The following is a 19230-nucleotide window of genomic DNA, read 5'->3' on the forward strand; positions in this document are numbered from 1 at the left end:
ACGATGGCTACGCTGAACAAAGCGCTGACGCGACCTGCCGCCATAGCCGGCATTCCCCTCGTGCCGTTCGTGATGGTCAGCGGGGCCATCGTCCTGCTGGCGGTCTATGTCAGCTATTACCTGATATTACTGCTTATTCCCGCCTGGCTGGAGATGAAGGCAAAGGCCAGAACCGATATTCACTATTTCGGGCTGCTCTGGCTGGCCTTTAAAACCCGTGGCCGGTTTGGCACCAATAAACATTTTGGTGCCAATGCCCTGCTGGCAAACCGCTATGACGCTGTCGACGTTTCGGAGTTTATTGAAAAGATGAAGTTAAACGAGCGCGTTACGCTGGATAAGCATATTCCCTACTCATCCCATATCCATCCCCAGGTAATAAGAAACCGCCAGGGTGATTTGGTTGCCAGCTGGGAGCTGGAGGGCACCGTTTTTGAATGCGAGGACGAACATCACCTGACGTTAATGGCGACGCATCTCAATAACGTGATTCGTGCATATGAAGGCCTGCCAGTCACTTTCTATCTTCACCGTATCCGGGAAAAATACCACGATGCCTTTGATGCAAATTCAGGTATTCCCTTTTCTGATGAAGTGACCCGGCTGTATTCCCAGCCGATCAACGAAAAGCCGTTCTGGCGGCACCGGCTGTTTTTCACCGTCTGCTATGCGCCCTTCTCTCCGCTGGAGAAAAAGGCCATGAAGGCACAGCCGTCAGGTAAACGCAAAGCGGTGCTGGATGATGCCCTGAAAGTGATGCTGGAACACCGGGAGGCGCTGGCTTCGGCGCTGTCCCGCTATACGGCGACGCCACTGGGGATGTATGAAGGCAACGGGCGGGTGTATTCCGCCCAGCTGTCCTTGTATCACCGCCTGCTCACCGGCAAGTGGCAAAAGGTGGCGGTCACGCGTGCGCCGTTTTATGAAACATTAAGCACGCCGGATGTCTTTTTTACCACTGACACCGCCGAGTGCCAGACGGTCGGCGGCTCCCGTTTTTTCCGCAGTCTGGAAATCAAAGATTATTCGCCTGAAACCGCGACCGGCCTGCTGGACGCGCTGCTGTATGCCGAAAGCGAGTACGTGCTGACGCAGTCCTTCACCTGCATGGCCCGCGATGAGGCGCAGAAGCATATTCGCCTGGCGGAAAAGCGCCTGAATTCGGCGGACGACGACGCCATTTCACAGCGGGAAGAGCTGACTGTCCTGCGTGACCTGCTCCAGTCCGGGCATGTCTCGTGCGGGAAATACCACTTCTCCCTGCTGGTATCTTCAGACAGCCCAGAGCAGGTGGTGAAGGATACCAACGCGCTGGCGCAGCCCTTCGCCGACCTCGGCATCATGACGACGCTGTCCACGCTGTCGCTGCCCGCCGCGTACCTGGCGCAACTGCCGGGGGTGTATACGCTGCGCCCCCGTCTGGTGGCCGTCAGCAGCCAGAACTTTGCCGACCTGGCGAGCCTGCACAACTTTCATTCCCACAAGCGGAGCGGCAATCCCTGGGGTGACGCCATCGCGATACTCAAATCACCCGGCGGTGGCGGATATTACCTGAACCTGCATGACAGCCAAAGCGGGCGGGATGACTTCAACGAAAAAACGCCGGGTAATACAGCGATTATCGGTAAAACCGGCTCAGGGAAAACGATGCTGATGACCATGATGCAGCAACTGATGCAGAAGTACCGAAATCCGGCGACGTTCTCCGCCTCAGCCACAATCCAGCGGCTCACCACGGTGTATTTCGACAAGGACCGGGCGGCGGAGATGGCGATACGCCAGATGGGCGGACGCTACTTCCGCATCCGTACCGGCACTCCCACCGGGTTTAACCCGTTTTCGCTGGCCCCAACCCGGCGGAATATCAGCTTTATCAAACGACTGGTACGCATACTGTGCGGCCGCAACGGCAAGCCGCTCGATCCGCGCGATGAGGAGCGGATCAGTGCCGCCGTGGATACCATTATGCTCGACTACCCGCCGGAATACCGCAAGTTCGGTATCACCCGGCTGCTGGAAGTCCTGCCGGAGCCGCCAACCCCCGACGCCCGCATCAACGGGCTACGTATTCGCCTTAAACAGTGGGCGCAGGGCGGCGAGTTCGGCTGGGTCTTCGACAATGAGGAGGATACCTTCAACATCAGCAACATTGATAACGTGGGTATCGACGGTACGGAATTTCTCGATGATGACGATATTCGCGGCCCCGTCACGTTTTATCTGCTTTACCGCGTCACCAGCCTGCTGGACGGTCGCCGGCTGGTGATGTTCATGGACGAGTTCTGGAAATGGCTGGCCGATATCGAATTCTCCCGCTTCTCGCTTAATATGCTGAAAGTGATACGCAAGCTGAACGGCATCTTCGTCCCCGCCACGCAGTCGCCTGACGAAATCGTCAAACATCCAATTGCCCCGGCGATTATCGAGCAGTGCAGCACGCAGATATTTCTTGCCAACCCGAAGGCCAGCCGGGCGGATTACGTGGAAAAGATGAAAGTGCCGGAAAGCGTGTACGACATCGTCAGAAACCTCGATCCGGGGGAGCGCTCTATGGTGGTCCTGAAAACACCATTACGCGCGGGTGAAACCCGGCCTTTTGTGGTGATGGCGAAAATGGATTTAGCGGGCCTCGGGAAACTCACCAAAATGCTGAGCGGCAGCGAAGACAACCTGAAACTATTCGACACCCTGTATCAGGAAGGAATGCAGCCTGATGACTGGAAAGCCGCCTTCCTTGAACAATCCCTGTAATATTCACGACGGAGGTAATGAAAATGCGGTTCAGAGATATCATACTGACATTAGCGTTGTTTATTTCCACCCAGGCGATGAGCGCCGGAATACCGGTATTCGACGCCGTACAGAATACCGAATCCATGAATCAGTGGATCCAGAAACTCCAGCAATGGCAGGAAACCGTTACCCATTACAGAGGTGAACTTGATGCCTACAAGCAGCAATTAGCCACGGCAACGGGTGTGCGGGACATTCAGGCATTTCTCCGCGAGGCCAAAAGCCTGAAAACCGATATTGATAATCTTCGTCAGCACGGTATTTCACTGGATGACCTGCTGAGCAACCAAAACGGGTCATATTCGTCTGAACTGAATAGCTTGTATAACAAATATAAACCGTTCGATACCTGTAACCCCTCCAGCTCTTCACAACGCTATCTGGACAGCTGCAAACAGACGATCCTGAATCAGGCTGTAGCAATAGAAAATACGTCAGAAGTTGAAAACAAGATCACGGGCACGCTCGACGATATATCAGATTTATCAGACCGTATTGCTAATGCGCAGGATTCGAAAGAGTCACAGGACCTGGCTAACGCCATCGCGGCCAAAAGCGTACAATTGAATGCGCTGACCAGCCAGTGGGAAATGTCAGTCAAACAGGCAGAGCAACGTTCCACCATGCTGACTCAGCAGCGGCAAAAAACTTTCAATGAGCAGCAACTCACCGCGCCTGTTCCTGACTTTAATGATTGAGAGGGCAAACATGAAAACATCAATTTTGTTGATTCCAATTATTTCTGGATTCTTATTACTGACAGGATGTGATAACCCGAAATCAACGCAATGGTATAAAGAACACCAAGATGAAATGAATATCCGATATAAGACGTGCGAATCATCCGGTGATGATTCCCAAGATTGTAAAAACGTACGTGAGGCACGATTTGAACTCCGTCAGGGGAATGCAAAGGTTCCCGATTTAAATTAACGAGGTGACCTATGTCAGGTGGTATGTTTGTTGGAATGAACAACACTATCACTGGCGGTTTAAATGCCGTACTACAGGGACAAACTTCCGTGTACGGCAATATGATCAGTGTTATCGCCGTCAGTTCATTTACATTATTTATCACTTATCGTGGGTATCAGACTCTGGCAGGAAAACTTCAAACCCCGATAGAAGATGTCGTATGGGATGTCGGACGAATGTTGTTGATCATGACGTTCGTTTTAAATCTTGGCAGTTGGCTGGATTTAGCCATCTCGGCCATTAATGGATTAAAAGATGGTGTCAGCGGCGACGATAATGTCTGGGCATTGCTCGATACCGTATGGGAAAAAGCACAGACAATCGGACAAAAACTTTATCAAAATGATGATTCCAACTATGTAAAACTTAACGGAGGGATTGCTGAAATTCTGGTCTGGGGAGGTGCTATCGTTACCCTGCTATTCGGCTCGACCGTTAACCTTTTAGCCGAAATCACAATAGTATTAATGACCACTACCTCGCCGATTTTTATTTTCTGCCTGCTGTATAGATTCCTAACCTCCATGTTCAATAACTGGTTGAAAACTATATTTACCGTTATTCTGACGATTATGTTTTCAGCATTGTCAATCAGGATCGTGATTAATTATCTGAACGGAATATTGGATAAGGCGGTCAGTTTCGCGGATAACGCCAATATCATCACGCTCGGCGTTCAGTGCTGTGTCGCCGGTGTTATTTCAGGCGTCATCATCTACTTCTCGGCAAAAGTTGCCAGCGCATTAGGCGGTGCCGCCGTACAGGCCGTGTTACAGGGTGCAGCCATGAGCGGACTGAGCGGGCTGGTGAGCAAATCTGCCGACGTCGCCAGACCCGGCATAAAGGCCGGGGGTCGACTGACCGCCAAAGGTGGCATGGCCGCAGCAGCGACAACCGGCAGGTTCATTGCCGCAGGGGCAGGCAAAGCCGTGAGCGCCTGGCAGAAACGTGCCACCGCCATTGAAAGCATGAAACGCCAGAATCAGCAGCGTCACCGTTAATCCTCCCGACCGCTAATCTCTTTTCTCCGTCACGCCGTGGCCACTGCCAGCAGTGCGGCTTTCCTGCATTTATCCGATAAGAGGCTTCCATGAAATTCAGCATTTTGCTTCTGGTGCTGTGCGCGCTTACGGGCTGCGCGCAGCATCAGGGCGACCTCCCGCCGGTGTCCGGCGATCCCCAGCCGGTTAATTCCCCCGCCATCATTCAGGAGCTGACTCACCATGTCTGATATTCAGCGCATCATTAATGTCTCGCGCTCTTTTGAATCCATCCTGCTGGAAAAGGAAGAGAGTTCCCGTAACACCGCCTGGCGGGTGGCCGCTGCCGGGCTGATTCTGGCTGCACTGGCAATTATGGCCATTCTTATTCTGCTGCCGCTGAAAACCACTGACATTGAATTGTGGTCGGTGGATAAACAAACCGGCCGTTATGAGTATATGACCCGCATTAAAGAGCGGGATATTGCGTCTGAAAAAGCGCTGGCGCATTCACTGGCGGCACACTATGTCAGACTCCGCGAAGGGTATAATTATTTCTCCCTCCAGCGTGATTACGAAGACGTACAATTATTTAACAGCGACAGCGTGAACCGGGATTATCTGGACGGGTTTAACGGCGACCAGGCACCGGACGTTATTTTTAATAAAGCCGAATATGTCGTCTATATCGACATTATTTCCAATGTGCATGCGCCTGCCACCGGGCCGGATAACCTGGCAACCCTGCGTATCAAGCGTACCCTTCGCCGTATCTCTGATAATTCAGTGAAAACGGACTTCTGGAATATCCGCCTCACTTATCGTTATGTCCCGCATCAGCAACTGACGGACAGTCAGCGTGAAGTGAACCCGCTGGGCTTTATCGTCACCAGCTACCAGCGCGATAAAGAACTGAGGAGCGAATGATGCTGAAAAACATCCTGCTCCTGACGGGTTTAATGGTGTCATGCGCGGCATGGAGCGCCGCCACCCCGCGTGGCAGCGGCTATGACAGCCGGATGCAGAACGTATCGTATAACAGCCAGAACGCCACCGTGGTGAATACCCGCCCTGGCTACGTCACCACGCTGCTGTTTGACGATGACGAAGCTGTGATTGATGCGCAAGCGGGTTTTCCCAAAGGCTGGACGGTGACGAAGAGTGATAACCGGGTCGGCGTCAGCCCGAACCCCATCACCCAGCCGGTGACGGACGCCAGTGGCAACAACGTCAGCCAGGTGTTCCTGCCCACGGCAAAGGACTGGAAGACCAACCTCTTCGTGGTGACCTCAAAGCGTGATTACAGCCTGGAGCTGAACGTGCTGGACCACGATTCCCCCGCGCAGGCGTTCGTTATCCGTTACCACTATCCGGCCGAGGTTCGCCAGCAATCCGCCGCCGCCAGCGCCGCACGTCAGACGCAGCAGCGTGAAAGACAGGAGACGCAGCAAATAGCAGCGGCATTCGGAGAGGCCAGCATGCCACGCAACTGGCGCTACACCAAACGGGTAGCCGCCGGTTCGACCTCCATCGCACCGGATTTTGCCTGGGACGATGGTCGTTTTGCATATATCGGTTTTTCCCCCATCAGAACCCTGCCTTCCGTTTTCCAGGCGGTTAACGGACGGGAGCAGGCGGTCACGCCCAGGACGGTTAAACAGGGTAACTACATCGTGATGGTGGTGCCGGTATCACCACAACTGGTGCTGCGTTACGGCACCTCAGTGGTGGGGATCGAAAATGACGGATTCGGGCGCATCCCGATAACCCGCAGCGACACCGTTTCACCGTCCGTTACGCTGGAGGCCAAATGACCGATAAACCCGTCCCGGACGAACCGGAAAAAACCACCGCAGAGCGGGAAGCGGAAGCCCGCGAACGCGCCCGTGCGGCAATGGCGTATCAGGAGCCGGAGCAAAGAACACCGCCCGGCCAGCCGGAAGTGACCCGTTTTCGTAAGGCATCCGGTCGCCGCACGCTGATCGTCAGCCTGCTGAGTCTGGCGCTGGTGATCGCCCTGGCATCCGGCGGCGATCGTCTTTTCAGTGCATTGAAAGTGGGTAATGAGAAAGAAGCCGACACCGCGCCGCCGCCCTCCGCCGGGAAGACGCTGCATGAGCGTCAAAATCTGGGCATGGACAGTAACCCGTTTGGCCTGTTCGGGCCGCACACACAGGACGGAACAGACCCTGTCAGCCAGACCGTCTCCTCCGCACCCACCCTGCCAACAGCCCCACCCGCCCTGAACAAGGCAGCCGCGCTGGCTGAAGGGCTGAACAACGCCCGAACAATGCCGGGCGATAATACACGCACGTCCCCGGGCCAACTTCGCAGCAACGCAGAAACGTCCGACAGTCCGTCATCATCCACGACGTACACATCCTGCCCGTCAGTACTGACCCGAGGAAAGGATGGCCGCCTGCGCTGCCCGGAGACTGCCGCGCCGGAAACGGGTAACAACGACAATCCAGACGTCGCCCGTGTCACCGGCGTCAGACGGTTGGGTCTCAATCCTGATCTCTATATCCCGGTGGACCGCTATATCCCTTGTTCGATGATGTGGCGCTTCGTGTCCGATGTCGGGGGGCATATTTCCTGCCTGATCAGTGAAGATGTTTACAGCGCCAGCAACCATGTGACGCTGATCCCGGCGGGAACGGTCGCCCGTGGCATCTACCGCGCCGGGGCGCTGCAACACGGACGCAGCCGGATGTTTGTGCTGTGGACGGAGCTGCGCACGCCTGAGCCCGGCAGCCTGCAAATCCCGCTCAGCAACACGCAGGCCAGCGGCCCGCTCGGCGAGGCGGGGATCTCAGGCTGGATCGACAATCACTTCTGGGAGCGCTTCGGCAATGCCCTGATGCTTAGTACGGTGCAGGACGTGGCAGCGGCGGTGTCGGATGCTGCCCCGGGGAAAGACCGCAATACCGACTACACCGAAAACACCCGCGCCGCCACGGCTGAAATGGCGAAAACGACGCTGGATAACAGCATCAATATTCCGCCCACCCTGTACCTGAATCAGGGTGATGTCATCGGCATCATGACCGGTACCGATATTGATTTCTCATCCGTCTGGCAGCTGCGAGTGAAAAAGAGGTGGTATGAACGCTGAAAACCTGTCGCTGGATTTTATGAAAAACCAGCTGTTTGGTGATTTTATTGCGCAGGACGGCCTGACGGATATTGCCGTTAACCGGCCGGGTGAACTGCATACCAAAATCCGGGGGAAATGGCGAAGACATGAAGCCCCGATTACGCTGCGTCAGTGTTACGCCTTTGCCAGAGCGCTGGCGTCGTGGCAGGAAGATAATATCGACGACATATCGCCGATCCTTTCCGCCACGCTCGAGTCAGGCGAGCGCATTCAGGCCATTATTCCCCCGGCCTGTGAGCGTAATACCGTGTCTATTACGCTGCGCAAGCCCTCATTCGGGCAGAAAACGCATCAGTCATGGATTGATGCGGGATTTTATAACCGGGTAAGCGGTCAGGAGCGAACGGAAGGCAAAGATGTTGAACTGACCCGCTATTATCAAGATGGGGATATTTCCCGCTTTATGGAAAAAGCGGTGGAATATGGCAAGACGATTTTTATCGTCGGTGAAACCGGATCCGGCAAAACCACCTATATGAAAACGCTGCTGCACTCTATTCCCCGGCACCTCAGGCTGACCACCATCGAGGACAACCCCGAAATCCGATTCTATCATCACACCAATTATGTCCATCTCTTTTATCCGGCGGACGCCGGGGATAATGCCATTGTCACGCCCGGCAGACTGATACGTGCCAATTATCGTATGAACCCTGACCGGATATTACTGGCTGAAATTCGCGGTCGGGAAGCCTGGGATGCACTGAAAATCGTCGGTTCCGGGCATGAGGGATTGATGACCTCCCTGCATGCGGGCAGCCCGGAAGAATGTATTGAAGGGATAATTGACCGCTGCTATGAAAATCCCGACTGCCGGAACATTCCTTTCGACGTTCTGTTACGCAAGGTGCTAAAAAGCATTGATGTGATAGTCAGCATTGATATTCACGGTGACATACGCAGGATGAGTGATGTTTATTTTAAACCCCTTCATCTTAATGGCATGAGAGGTGTATTCAGCAAAGGACTTCAATAAATAACTTATCGAATTACGCAGCACTCGTTTGAATATGAAGGTGATCGAAATGAAAAAAGCAATATCCTCCGCATTATTGCTCTGCATTATGGCGTCATATTCCACCTCCGGCATGGCCGCTGACGCCTGTGAAGTGGTGTTATGCATGTACGGTAAAGCCACCGGGAACGGCGGCAATGAATGCCATTCTGCTGAACGCACATTCTTTAATATCGTCACAAAGAACAAGCACGGTTTTCTGCCGGACCATACTGCCGATGCCAGAAAATCGTTCTTACTTGAATGTGATTCAGCAGACCCGGCAATAATCAGCCAGATTATCAATAAATTTGGCCGCGTGCGTGGTTAATTAGCGGAGGTTACCTTTATGACAAAACCGGGTTTTATTCAGCATCCCTGGACACATCAGCGCGGGGATTCCATGAGCGCAGCCTGTATTATTGAACACATTGAAAATGAGGCGATGCACGGATGCGGCCTTTATTATGAAATTTATCACTACCGGGTTGCCTGCCGGTTATTGCAGTTGCTGCAAACGTTAAACGCCACCGACAAAATAACGCTGACAGAAGAAGCTAACCGGCGTGGATTTACACTGGATGAAACCAGCATTAAAGAAAGTCGTCAGTGTTATTCCGACATCATCAGGGAAATCCGCGAGAGCCACTATTAATCCCTGCATTAATTTTATTCTCAGGTCCCCTATAGCGCCAAAATATTTCAGCCGAATCAAGCTTAAGGCGTGCCGGTTTTCAGGTTTTTACGGCTCCACATTTTTCGCGGATTAAGGCGTGAAGAAATGCGGCCGTAAAAATGAGGCAGCGGACAGAATTATTTTCGCGGGTTAAGGAGCGAAAATATTTCAGGCACCGCGCCTCACCGGCAAACAGCCGCGCCCACGCGGATTTTGCCGGCCGGGGGGAGCCGAATAAATTTCGCCGCCCCGGCGAGCGAAAAGCTGTCGCCCACGACAGCGGTTTATTTGGGGGGCATCGCCCCGCACACCGTCGCGGCTAAGTCTCCGGCCAAAAGCCGGTAGCGTGGCGCGACCACCCTCTTTAAAGGTCAGCTTCCCTTTTATTCCCGCTGCGAGGAACGAGCAAAGGGAATAAGAAGGCGAAAGCGACCGTCTTAAAGGGGGTGGTCGCGCGTAGCGGGCGACGGTGTGCCGCCGTTGACGTCGGGGGTTTTGGCGCAGCGTCCAGCCGCGACATTACCCCCATGTGACATTACATAAGGGCGTCCAGCCCGCATGTACTGGCGCACGCCGTTCGGGCAGGCAAGCATGCTTTCCTGCACATGGCCGCAACGCGGCCACCTTCTTCGTCCCATACGCTCGCCCCACCTTTTCGCCCGACACCGTGGGGCGAACTGATGGGGCGATGTCATGGGGCGAACCGCTGACGAAGGAGGCATCGTGATTTTGAATAAGCTGGCCGTTTCACTGTCGCCGATAGTGAATGGCGCGCTGAGCTTCATTGCTTTTATGCAATATCATCAGCTGATGCTGGCGCTGTTATCGGGGCTGACGATGCCGCTTTTCGCGTCGATGAAAAGCGATGAACGCCAAAAAGCCCCATTGTGGCAAAAGCTGATTATTGCTTTTTCCATGCTGTGTTTTCTTTCCGGTACGATGGGGCCGGTTGTTATCTGGATTTTCCAGTGGCTTTATCAGGGTCGAACAGTTACCCGCGTTCCAGTTCTGGAATGGTCAACATTAATTACTTTCACCATAGCAGGCTTTATTTTCCATATTCTGTTGCGCAGGGTACTAACCCCTGAATTAGACAGAATAAAGAAACACCTCGTCAGAAAAACCACGCTAGAACGGGAATTACGCACCGATGTCCGTACGGTGAAATCACTGCTACCTGAAACACTGCATTATGACCCGCTGGATTATATAGACCTGAACAAAGGGTTATTTATCGGCATGGACCGCGATATTCAGCCGATGTATTTGCCGTTAAAAGACTGGCAGAAACAACACGCGGATATTATCGGCACCACCGGCGCCGGCAAAGGGGTTGCCACCGGGATATTACTTTATCAAAGTATTCTGGCCGGTGAAGGCGTATTTGTTATGGACCCCAAAGATGATGAATGGGCACCGCACCTTTACCGCAAAGCCTGCGAGGATGCAGGAAAACCTTTTGCCCTGATTGACCTGCGAAAACCCCAGTACCAGTTAAATCTGATTGAAGAGATTACCGCCGATGAACTGGAAGAGCTTTTTGTTGCCGGGTTCAGTCTGGCAGAGAAAGGTCAGGAGTCAGACTTTTATCGGATTGACGACCGGAAAGCAGCCCGGATAGCCGCGCAGTTTGTCACCCGTAATACTGCCTCAACCATTCGGGATGTTTATAACGGAGACTACGTTCAGGATATTGCCGATAAAATAAAAGCCTTTTTCGGTAAAATTGAAGAGCTGGCTTTACTCAATGCCATCAATGCCCCCACCGGATTTTCGCTTAATAAAATATTTGAGGAAGGCGGTTGCTGCTATGTGATTGGCTCAATGCGCAACAGCAAAATCATTACCGCTCAGCGCATGCTGCTGGTTCGACTATACCAACTGGCAGAAAGGCGCGAGCGGGTGAAGGACGTGCCCCGCCCCATTGCAATTTATCTTTCCGAACTGAAATACCATTTATCCAGGCCCGCGCTGGAAGGTTTAGGCGCGGCACGCGATAAAGGCGTGCACATTATTATGGACCATCAGTCGATTGCCGATTTAAAAGACTGCCCGGCAGATTTGAAAGGTGACGCCGTTGTCGGCGCGGTCGTTGAGAACGCTAAATTCAAACTGGTTTATCGGGTCATGGATCCGGACACCGCTGAATGGGTGGCAAGGATGTCCGGCACCATATTAGTCGATGATGAGGTCCGCAAAGCGAAAACCGATGCCGTACTGACAGAGACTATCGACGATGAACGCACCATCAGGCAGGCGGAGCGTTTCTTTACCGACAGCAATATGATTCTGAATCTACCCGATTTTGTCAGCTTCATCTTTACGGCAAAAACACTCCCCTCAGCTTCTCTGATTTCGCCCATCAGGGTGAGAAAACGCGAGCTGGAAATCTGTGCCGTATCGCCCTCGATTGCCGCCACCGCCGCAACGATAAACATCACCCTGGATTTTAGCGAGGAGGAAACCTCCCCCGAACCCGCATCAACACCGGATATCACCACAACGCGTCCCGATCTTTTTTTTGATGAGGCGGACAAAAAAGACATGACAACACAGAATATCGGTAACGAAGAAAGCCCGTCATTGCTGGATTTTTAAAGGGGGAATGATGCTCATCACCGCATACCGCGAACGCCAGACGCGACACCACGAAAAAATACAGCGACTGCTGAATTTTCTGAAGGAAGAGACGTACAGTGACTTTAAAACGCTGATGCTGCTGTTTGGCTTCCGGGATCATAAATCAATGTATTCCCTGCTTTCAAAAGTCGAGGCCATGGGCTTAATACACAAGCACGTCCTGGTATCGCGTACGATGAAAATTTCATTGTGGGGCATAACCAGTGACGGACTGGCCGTTGTATTAACACCCGACGATGCGCTTTTCCCGGCGCGGTTTGAGCCTTCAAAAATTACCGGCTGGACGCTGGAGCACCACCTTTATAATCAGGCAGCCCGGATCATCCTTGAGCAAAAAGGCGCATCCGGGTGGGTCAACGGCGATCGCACGACTTTCCTCAACCGGTATCAGGTCGGTCATCGCCCGGACGGTCTGATTACCCTCCCCGGCGGCACCGTGATCGCTATTGAGACCGAGCGCCGCCTGAAAACCAGAGCCCGTTATCAGTCGATCATCGCCAGCCATTTGCTGGCCCGAACCCGTAAAGACTGGATTTACGTTTTTTATATCGTGCCGGACCCGCAGAAAAAACGCGGTCTTGAACGGCTGTTTGACAGCATCCGGCACGTCATCGTTAACCATCAACACATTCCGCTGGAAACCCGCCACCGGAATGTCTTCCGCATCTATACGCTCGATGAACTGCAACGGCTCGATTTAGACCACGGCATATAGTTCTTCTGTATCACTTACAGCCCCACCCCGCCAACCGGCAGCGCAACGACCTGAAATGATGCCCCTCGAAATACTCACCCAAAATCAGAACAGACAGGACACCAAATGAAAAGAGAAGCTGACCGACTTTCGGACGTACTGACCGAAATGAGCGCAAAAGCGCTGGTGACATGGATGACGCATTCCGCATTGCAGGACATACCGCGCGAAGCATTACTGACTCGCGGCAGCGATTTTGTCTATGCTCTACAGGCAAATTTTGTGCTGCTTCGTGATGTTCTGTCAGAAACGCTGGAAGATATTGAGCAGCAGAGCTATGACCTCGAAGAAAGACTGGATAATTTGGAACGGCGGCTGCTGGCACTCCGGGCAGATGTTAATCTGTATTAGTTCGATTTGATCTAACACCATAAGGCACAAGGCTAAACCTAATCTGACAGGCTGCTCTGTGCCAGATGCCGTCCTACTGGATACGGAATACAAGGTAAGCCGGTACTTGTACAAATCTGGCAGCACCATGCTTAACGGCTATGTCAGAATCAATAATATCTTTGACCGCGAGTACTGGTTCCGCGGCGTAGATACTAGCCTTTGTGACGTCAACCAGCGCCTAGGCGTTCAGTCACTGCAGGAAATAGCTATAAATTTTAAAAAATTCAGCCCGTCTGAACTGACGGACTATTTTACTGACCGCCAACAAATAAACCAGAATAACCAATCCCAATTTTTTTTATAATTGATGACGCCAGTTCAATGTCCATTTCACATCCTGGGCTACTATTATTACCCTCTGCAAGGTAACTAAAAATATCCTTTATTTTCAGCATTATACTGTCAGGCAGTTTATTTTTGAATGTCTTTATATTGATAGCAACTAAAATATCCTGACTAGTCAAATTTGGGAAAGATAAGTATTCCGATATTTTAATTTTGGAAAAAACAGGTTTTCTATCATGAGCAGAAACGGCAATGATAAAAGTTCGCAATGACCATGATAGTTTCTTATTGGCCTCTGAGTAATCCTTTAGCATCTCGTAATTATTAAGGATGTAGTCTGCGACAAACATCGACACATTCATTTCCTGCTGATAGTTTTCTTTATAATTGAACTTAGAGAAAATGCATTCGAATATCTCATTGCCATAAATAGGCTGTGCTTCTTTAACCAAGTGTAGAGCGAATAAATCCCCATTGGTCATCATTTCGACCAATTTTTTTTCCGGGTACATGAAAAGAGAAACTGACTGCTCAGTAATGGATTTAACTGCAACCTCATCGTAAAGGCCGATTAAATCTATATCTGATGACGCTTCTCTTTCATACCGCGCAGTGCTGCCAAAAATAGCTAATGCTTTCATAATGAATTGGGGGCCTAGAGGGCCCCATTTTTTATCTCACAGTACTCTTACAGATGAGCGCACATTACCACGGTAACCTTCAAGGTCAACAGCAACATGCCAGTTTCCTTCATTTGGTATTTGAATCCGAGTAAGTGATTTCGTAGCTAGCCCACCCAGATATTGATAACGCTGGCGGCTTTTATATCTATGGAAATTAATATCATCCATGACCCGAATATTAGCGGCATTTCCTTGCAATGAGATTTCTACCACATCGCCCTTGTGACGATGATTTAAACTATAATGCTGAAAGTTCATAAAAGAACCTCTTATGTGTTGGCTGTTGACCAGAAGCTTCCGTCATGGCATTCTGATTAACAGCCTTTGGGTTAGGCACTTTCTTGGGGAAGTTAAGTGCTGAGTGCAATCATAAAGTGGATGCTTAATACAGCACCCACTTTACTTTTCCTTTCTTACACCTTTGAATGGATCACCATCTGCCTTACCATCCATAAAGCGCCCTGTCTGCGTATCACGCTTAGTCCATGTCTCCGTCAATGGATTAAACACCTGTGAGCGCTGTTTAACCATTCCATTTCTATGTCCATCTTTCGGTGGGTTAGTAGCCATCTGGGCTGCTCCTAAAAGTTACCGGTGGGACCAATTCCCACTAGTCAGCTTTAATCTAAAATGCCGCCTGCCCTTTGTCAAGCACTTACACATGAAAACATGCTACATACGAACCCATAAAATGATCGATAAGGCTATCAAAATGATAACCATGTGAGCGATGGTTTGTGGTAGAATCTACTTAGAGTAGACATGAGGCTGATACCATGACCGATAAATCTTTTACAGACATACTAAAAAATGACCAGAACTTAGCCCTGAGATTAGCTTTTATTGATTTTTTATTGCTCTACAAAGGGCAATTTTCCAGACTTGATATAACTAAAGAATTTGATGTTTCTGAAATTACCGCAACGCGCATAATTGCGGAATACAATTCTCTCAGAGAGAATAATTTCGATTATGATAAAAGCGAAAAGAAATTCATAATCAAGATTGACAGTTTTATTCCATTTGTGGACTTTAGTGTAGATGACGCACTGGAAATGTTAGCTGAAGGGTTTAACAAAAATAAGATAATCAACTCTAGAATCAACACGCCTTTCGAGAGAGTTGGTTTTATAAAATCAACTCTTAGCTCAATTGAGGTTTCTAAAATCACTAGGGCAATGCTTAATAACAAAAAAATTCTCTGCAATTACGATTCAGCGTCCAGTAAAAACACAGACAGCAGATTACTCTCTCCACTGGCTATTTTATTTGATGGCAGGAACTGGATTTTCAGGGCTTACCATGAAAACGCCCCGTCACAACCCACTGTTAGATATAAAAATTTTAATTTTTCCAGAGTTATTGATGTTTCTGAAACTAATGAAGATATAGAGAAAGAACATAGTCTTGACTATGACTCATTATGGAAACTTAACCTGCCTGTAGAGCTTGAAATTAATTCGATTCTTAATAAGAATGAAAAGGAACGAGTCGCCAGGGATTTTGGCATTCCTCGAAATGAAAATAAAATATTACTTACAGAAAGGGCAGCGTTAATATGGATAATACTGAATCAATGGATGGTGCATTACAAAGAAAAAGGAGATAATAACATCTTCTATAATTTCGAACTAAAAAATCATGATATGCTTTTTAGGTATGGTGCAATTTCCTGATATTACCTTAAATCTAAAAGCCCGCATAACTGCGGGCCTATCAATTTAATTTCCAATAAAATAATAACCCACTATAATTTATACCCGTTGACCTGCTCCTTGTTGATTGATAAACCGCGATGTTAGCAATGTCCGTTGATCGCTCTTAACTGACTGTCATATTTGGTTGTGTACTGTACGAGAAAGCTGTACAGCGATATGAGCTAATGCAATTAATCACATGGAGTAACTACACATCAATCCCTTCTTGGGGTTGTTTTAATTCCACTGCAGGAACATGACTGTTCGGTGCTCGCCCTGTCTGCGCTCCGCCTCACTCATGTCCCTACAGCGTTACTGTTTTAAAAGCCCCCTACACGGAAAGCCCCATTCCTTTGCAGTGCATTCCCGCTCAAAGCTTATCCATCAAATAACGATGCGCTTTGGATGCCGCGCTGGCGGCCTTGAAAATATAGCGCTTGTCGTTCTTCAGTGCTTTCAGCCAGGAAGCGATATAGCTTTCATGCTGCACCTCTCCAACGATCCCCAGATCCGCCACCAGGAACGCGCTTCCCAGTTCGGCGATCAACTCCTCAAACGCATATCCCTCACTGCCAAACTTCCCTTTCATTTCACGGTTCAGCCGACTTTTTGCCCCGCTCCAGTGAATCAGCTCATGCAGGCCGGTGGCGTAGAAATTGGCAGCATCGGTAAAAAGACAACGTTCCGGTAAACGGATTTCATCGGTTGATGGTGCAAAAAAGGCGTTTTGTCCCTTCTCAATGATGGTTGCACCACTGTTACGGAAAAGCGCTTCCGCACGCGGTAGCGGTTCAAAGGTCTCTGCCGGACAAACGGCTTCGTCACTTAGAGGCAAACCATCAATTTGCTCAACATTAAACACGGTGAACGTCTTCAGCATCGGGATATAGTCAGTTTCTCCGTCGTCATTTTCCTTTTCCAGCGTGGTATAGAAAATGGCGGTAGTGCCGTTTTCTCCCTTGCGTACCTGCCCGCCTTCCGCTTGCGCCTGTTTGTAAGTCATCCAGCGTGAATCCTTGAATCCCTGTTCTGACGCACTGCTCCACAACAACATGATATTCATTCCACTGTAAGCCATACCAGTTGAGTAATTTGAAGGCAATCCTGACATACCCGGTACGCGCTGCCACGGGCAGGACCATGGCTTAACGCCCGTTTCAAGGGCAGAAATAATGCTGTCAGTAACCGTCTGATAAATATCGGTTTTGCTTTTGGAAAATTTCGTTTTTGAGGAGCCTGACGGGTCCAGCGGGGATACGCTGGTCGCCGCTGCGGTGTTAGGGGCGCTAGCCTGGGTATGCAGGGAAATAGTCATGGTTTTTTCTCCGTCAGTGGTGTGATTTTCGTCTTCGTATCGCCTGACGGTTCGCTTTCCCGGCATCGTTCCGACCTGCAAGGGCGCAGAATGCGTGCTATTTACCCTTGCGGGACGGGTTGTGTTGGGAAACGATTAACCGGAAGCAGATACGAGGAACGGAAATCACGCGGGAGATAAAATCTGATCGGCATAACCAGGCGTAGCGCCCCTTGGTTAGCGGCGGTGAAATGAGTTTGGAGTTTGGGGTTTTGATTTAACGGTATTAGTTCAGACCTGAACTGTCAGTCGGTTTTAAAGAGTAGCGGACTTCATAATCCTGTTTTTAATCATTACGCAACGGCTACAACCGGTATACTCGCTCTGGATATCCGATATTCCCATGCAGGGGACCGGACTGCTGCCGTACTACAAATCCCAATGAAAGAGAGATATAGCGAGCGGCTGATTAAGGGTGGTAGTATTAAAATACTCACCGCTTGAACCTAACCGTCAGCCAGTAATATTTTGCGCTGAATCACACCCCTCACCCCTGAAACCTATAACCTATAACCTACGGAATAATATTATTATTTTATCAAGCGCTCTTGCGGCGTTTTCCACTTCAGCAACCTTTCAATCGCCGTATCCTCTGACAGGAACTGGCGAGCCAGTTCTAGCCGTTTCATAACCTGCACCTTTTGCTCAACATCAAGCGTTGCCGCATCTGATTCTGCTTCGTGAAAGAACTGTTCCAGCCGTTTATCTTCAGCCCACTGAACCATAATAGATTTGAGCTCGGCACGGCTGGCACGGTAAGCTTCCTGTTCCCGACCTATCCGCTCCTTTTCAAGATATATGGCTAATTCCAGCTCACGCTGGGCACACCGCTCCTCAGCTTTGATTCTGGCCTCTTCTAGCTGCTTTGAAATTAGCGGAACAGCCTCCTGCATCGCCGAAATCATCTTAGGGATCTGGCTAATTAACCCGCACTGTTTCGTCTGACGGAACTGTACCAACCATTCTGAGTAAGAATAAGGCGAGTAAAGCTGCAACAGAAATCGCCCGGTAGGTAGAGTATGTTTTGATACGTGTCTCAAAGACTCACTATTTTTCCCCCGAATCCACCGTCCCATCTGTTCATCACGAATATAGCGGTTTTTGACTTTTTTCGCTGGAACATACTCCGTCATTTCAGCAAGATTAAACGCAAAGTACATATCACCGACACAAATAATACTTGGCGTATAAGGCCGCCATAAATTCTCCCAGCGATATCCTCCCGCTTTTAGATCTTCCTTAATATCAATATCCGCACGATGTAGTTTTTCTCCCGGAGTATCCAGCATTACCCGATAACCCTTTTTCCCCAGAGCTTCAATGAACCGGCTCAGGAACTCAATTGCGTGCTCAAATCCCGTATCAGAAACGTTGAGATCCAGTAATTTCTTTTTCGCAGGTTTATAATAGCCATCTTCTGTAACCGAAGAGACTGGCAGATACGTTTTGAGATCATTTATCAATCCATAGCCATTACTCGTAACAGAAGCTTGCTTTGGGGCGACTGAATATGCTGATTTTGATACCGTAATGGCAGGAAATTGCATTGATGAATTGTCATTCTCGCGTACCTTTTCCGCCTTACCCTTTCTCAGAGCGGGCAGAGCTGGAATTGCAGGTGCAGTCCCATTCGCAAGTGCCTTCCAGTAACCGGCAAGCGGCCTGGGTATCCGCATTTCACTGCATCGTTTTGCCAGTAACTCAGTACTGATGTCATACAACACAGTTATACGTTCCGCGGGCTCCCTCCAGACCAAGTGATACAGCGTTTCCCGATCCTGGGGCAAAGTCTGCGCGGCATCGTGTGGATTAATCTCTGACATTGCGTCCCCCTCCTATAGGGTACATT

At 50.3% G+C, this 19230-nt stretch carries 20 protein-coding genes; 15 read left to right on the forward strand and 5 right to left on the reverse strand.

Translation table 11 applies throughout. The annotated features are described in order from the left end of the window. Positions 1-3 precede the first annotated feature (3 nt). The 14 genes from HV107_RS00375 to HV107_RS00440 all read left to right on the forward strand — a co-directional run bounded on the left by HV107_RS00375 (position 4) and on the right by HV107_RS00440 (position 13320). Positions 4-2751, forward strand: a complete 2748-nt coding sequence (locus tag HV107_RS00375) for a VirB3 family type IV secretion system protein (protein WP_182061613.1) — start codon at positions 4-6, stop codon at positions 2749-2751. A gap of 23 nt (positions 2752-2774) precedes the next feature. Further along, positions 2775-3491: a type IV secretion system protein gene (locus HV107_RS00380; RefSeq protein WP_182061614.1), complete on the forward strand. Its 717-nt coding sequence runs from the start codon at positions 2775-2777 to the stop codon at positions 3489-3491. Positions 3492-3501: 10 nt separating this feature from the next. Beyond that, on the forward strand, positions 3502-3726 hold the full coding sequence (locus HV107_RS00385; RefSeq protein WP_182061615.1) for an EexN family lipoprotein: 225 nt from the start codon (positions 3502-3504) through the stop codon (positions 3724-3726). Between the two features lie 11 nt (positions 3727-3737). Next, positions 3738-4769 (forward strand): type IV secretion system protein, encoded by a 1032-nt coding sequence (locus HV107_RS00390; protein WP_182061616.1) that lies wholly within the window; start codon positions 3738-3740, stop codon positions 4767-4769. Positions 4770-4858: 89 nt separating this feature from the next. Next, on the forward strand, positions 4859-4999 hold the full coding sequence (locus HV107_RS00395; protein WP_015696803.1) for a hypothetical protein: 141 nt from the start codon (positions 4859-4861) through the stop codon (positions 4997-4999). Then, positions 4992-5675 carry a virB8 family protein gene (locus HV107_RS00400; RefSeq protein ID WP_182061617.1) on the forward strand — a complete coding sequence of 228 codons (684 nt, stop codon included), beginning with the start codon at positions 4992-4994 and terminating at the stop codon, positions 5673-5675. Before HV107_RS00395 ends, HV107_RS00400 begins: the two co-directional genes overlap by 8 nt. Then, complete coding sequence (gene virB9, locus HV107_RS00405) at positions 5675-6562, forward strand: P-type conjugative transfer protein VirB9 (RefSeq protein ID WP_182061618.1); 888 nt, start codon at positions 5675-5677, stop codon at positions 6560-6562. Before HV107_RS00400 ends, virB9 begins: the two co-directional genes overlap by 1 nt. Beyond that, positions 6559-7863, forward strand: coding sequence for a TrbI/VirB10 family protein (locus HV107_RS00410; protein ID WP_182061619.1), 1305 nt, complete (start codon positions 6559-6561; stop codon positions 7861-7863). The genes virB9 and HV107_RS00410 overlap by 4 nt, the downstream gene beginning before the upstream one ends. Then, positions 7853-8881 carry a P-type DNA transfer ATPase VirB11 gene (virB11, locus tag HV107_RS00415; RefSeq protein ID WP_182061620.1) on the forward strand — a complete coding sequence of 343 codons (1029 nt, stop codon included), beginning with the start codon at positions 7853-7855 and terminating at the stop codon, positions 8879-8881. The genes HV107_RS00410 and virB11 overlap by 11 nt, the downstream gene beginning before the upstream one ends. 49 nt (positions 8882-8930) lie before the next feature. Further along, complete coding sequence (locus tag HV107_RS00420) at positions 8931-9230, forward strand: TrbM/KikA/MpfK family conjugal transfer protein (RefSeq protein ID WP_182061621.1); 300 nt, start codon at positions 8931-8933, stop codon at positions 9228-9230. A gap of 18 nt (positions 9231-9248) precedes the next feature. Continuing rightward, positions 9249-9554 (forward strand): hypothetical protein, encoded by a 306-nt coding sequence (locus HV107_RS00425; RefSeq protein WP_182061622.1) that lies wholly within the window; start codon positions 9249-9251, stop codon positions 9552-9554. Between the two features lie 744 nt (positions 9555-10298). Further along, complete coding sequence (locus tag HV107_RS00430; RefSeq protein WP_182063431.1) at positions 10299-12173, forward strand: type IV secretory system conjugative DNA transfer family protein; 1875 nt, start codon at positions 10299-10301, stop codon at positions 12171-12173. Between the two features lie 10 nt (positions 12174-12183). After that, entirely contained in the window at positions 12184-12930 is a 747-nt protein-coding gene (gene mobC, locus HV107_RS00435) for a MobC family replication-relaxation protein (RefSeq protein ID WP_182061623.1), read from the forward strand. 105 nt (positions 12931-13035) lie between these two features. Further along, complete coding sequence (locus tag HV107_RS00440) at positions 13036-13320, forward strand: hypothetical protein (protein WP_182061624.1); 285 nt, start codon at positions 13036-13038, stop codon at positions 13318-13320. Between the two features lie 293 nt (positions 13321-13613). Here HV107_RS00440 and HV107_RS00445 read toward each other — a convergent pair whose 3' ends face one another. The 3 genes from HV107_RS00445 to HV107_RS00455 all read right to left on the reverse strand — a co-directional run bounded on the left by HV107_RS00445 (position 13614) and on the right by HV107_RS00455 (position 14900). Beyond that, positions 13614-14288: a hypothetical protein gene (locus HV107_RS00445; RefSeq protein ID WP_182061625.1), complete on the reverse strand. Its 675-nt coding sequence runs from the start codon at positions 14286-14288 to the stop codon at positions 13614-13616. A gap of 36 nt (positions 14289-14324) precedes the next feature. After that, on the reverse strand, positions 14325-14588 hold the full coding sequence (locus tag HV107_RS00450; RefSeq protein WP_151711923.1) for a DUF1883 domain-containing protein: 264 nt from the start codon (positions 14586-14588) through the stop codon (positions 14325-14327). A gap of 141 nt (positions 14589-14729) precedes the next feature. Further along, on the reverse strand, positions 14730-14900 hold the full coding sequence (locus tag HV107_RS00455) for a hypothetical protein (RefSeq protein ID WP_169804715.1): 171 nt from the start codon (positions 14898-14900) through the stop codon (positions 14730-14732). A 206-nt stretch (positions 14901-15106) separates the two neighbouring features. On the opposite strand from HV107_RS00455, the gene HV107_RS00460 reads away from it, so the two are divergent. Continuing rightward, positions 15107-16006 (forward strand): WYL domain-containing protein, encoded by a 900-nt coding sequence (locus HV107_RS00460; protein ID WP_151711922.1) that lies wholly within the window; start codon positions 15107-15109, stop codon positions 16004-16006. A gap of 391 nt (positions 16007-16397) precedes the next feature. Here the strand turns inward: HV107_RS00460 and HV107_RS00465 are convergent, their stop codons facing one another. Further along, positions 16398-17342 carry an ArdC family protein gene (locus HV107_RS00465; RefSeq protein ID WP_182061626.1) on the reverse strand — a complete coding sequence of 315 codons (945 nt, stop codon included), beginning with the start codon at positions 17340-17342 and terminating at the stop codon, positions 16398-16400. 569 nt (positions 17343-17911) lie between these two features. Continuing rightward, positions 17912-19204, reverse strand: coding sequence for a hypothetical protein (locus HV107_RS00470; protein WP_151711920.1), 1293 nt, complete (start codon positions 19202-19204; stop codon positions 17912-17914). Between the last annotated feature and the right edge of the window lie 26 nt (positions 19205-19230).

The organism is Enterobacter sp. RHBSTW-00175 (genome assembly GCF_013927005.1).
Classification (GTDB): domain Bacteria; phylum Pseudomonadota; class Gammaproteobacteria; order Enterobacterales; family Enterobacteriaceae; genus Enterobacter.

Bases quoted from the DNA above. Each gene is read 5' to 3' on its own strand.
- HV107_RS00375 (WP_182061613.1), top strand. From the start codon at position 4: ATGGCTACGCTGAACAAAGCGCTGACGCGACCTGCCGCCATAGCCGGC.
- HV107_RS00380 (WP_182061614.1), top strand. From the start codon at position 2,775: ATGCGGTTCAGAGATATCATACTGACATTAGCGTTGTTTATTTCCACC.
- HV107_RS00385 (WP_182061615.1), top strand. From the start codon at position 3,502: ATGAAAACATCAATTTTGTTGATTCCAATTATTTCTGGATTCTTATTA.
- HV107_RS00390 (WP_182061616.1), top strand. From the start codon at position 3,738: ATGTCAGGTGGTATGTTTGTTGGAATGAACAACACTATCACTGGCGGT.
- HV107_RS00395 (WP_015696803.1), top strand. From the start codon at position 4,859: ATGAAATTCAGCATTTTGCTTCTGGTGCTGTGCGCGCTTACGGGCTGC.
- HV107_RS00400 (WP_182061617.1), top strand. From the start codon at position 4,992: ATGTCTGATATTCAGCGCATCATTAATGTCTCGCGCTCTTTTGAATCC.
- virB9 (WP_182061618.1), top strand. From the start codon at position 5,675: ATGCTGAAAAACATCCTGCTCCTGACGGGTTTAATGGTGTCATGCGCG.
- HV107_RS00410 (WP_182061619.1), top strand. From the start codon at position 6,559: ATGACCGATAAACCCGTCCCGGACGAACCGGAAAAAACCACCGCAGAG.
- virB11 (WP_182061620.1), top strand. From the start codon at position 7,853: ATGAACGCTGAAAACCTGTCGCTGGATTTTATGAAAAACCAGCTGTTT.
- HV107_RS00420 (WP_182061621.1), top strand. From the start codon at position 8,931: ATGAAAAAAGCAATATCCTCCGCATTATTGCTCTGCATTATGGCGTCA.
- HV107_RS00425 (WP_182061622.1), top strand. From the start codon at position 9,249: ATGACAAAACCGGGTTTTATTCAGCATCCCTGGACACATCAGCGCGGG.
- mobC (WP_182061623.1), top strand. From the start codon at position 12,184: ATGCTCATCACCGCATACCGCGAACGCCAGACGCGACACCACGAAAAA.
- HV107_RS00440 (WP_182061624.1), top strand. From the start codon at position 13,036: ATGAAAAGAGAAGCTGACCGACTTTCGGACGTACTGACCGAAATGAGC.
- HV107_RS00445 (WP_182061625.1), bottom strand. From the start codon at position 14,288: ATGAAAGCATTAGCTATTTTTGGCAGCACTGCGCGGTATGAAAGAGAA.
- HV107_RS00450 (WP_151711923.1), bottom strand. From the start codon at position 14,588: ATGAACTTTCAGCATTATAGTTTAAATCATCGTCACAAGGGCGATGTG.
- HV107_RS00455 (WP_169804715.1), bottom strand. From the start codon at position 14,900: ATGGCTACTAACCCACCGAAAGATGGACATAGAAATGGAATGGTTAAA.
- HV107_RS00460 (WP_151711922.1), top strand. From the start codon at position 15,107: ATGACCGATAAATCTTTTACAGACATACTAAAAAATGACCAGAACTTA.
- HV107_RS00465 (WP_182061626.1), bottom strand. From the start codon at position 17,342: ATGACTATTTCCCTGCATACCCAGGCTAGCGCCCCTAACACCGCAGCG.
- HV107_RS00470 (WP_151711920.1), bottom strand. From the start codon at position 19,204: ATGTCAGAGATTAATCCACACGATGCCGCGCAGACTTTGCCCCAGGAT.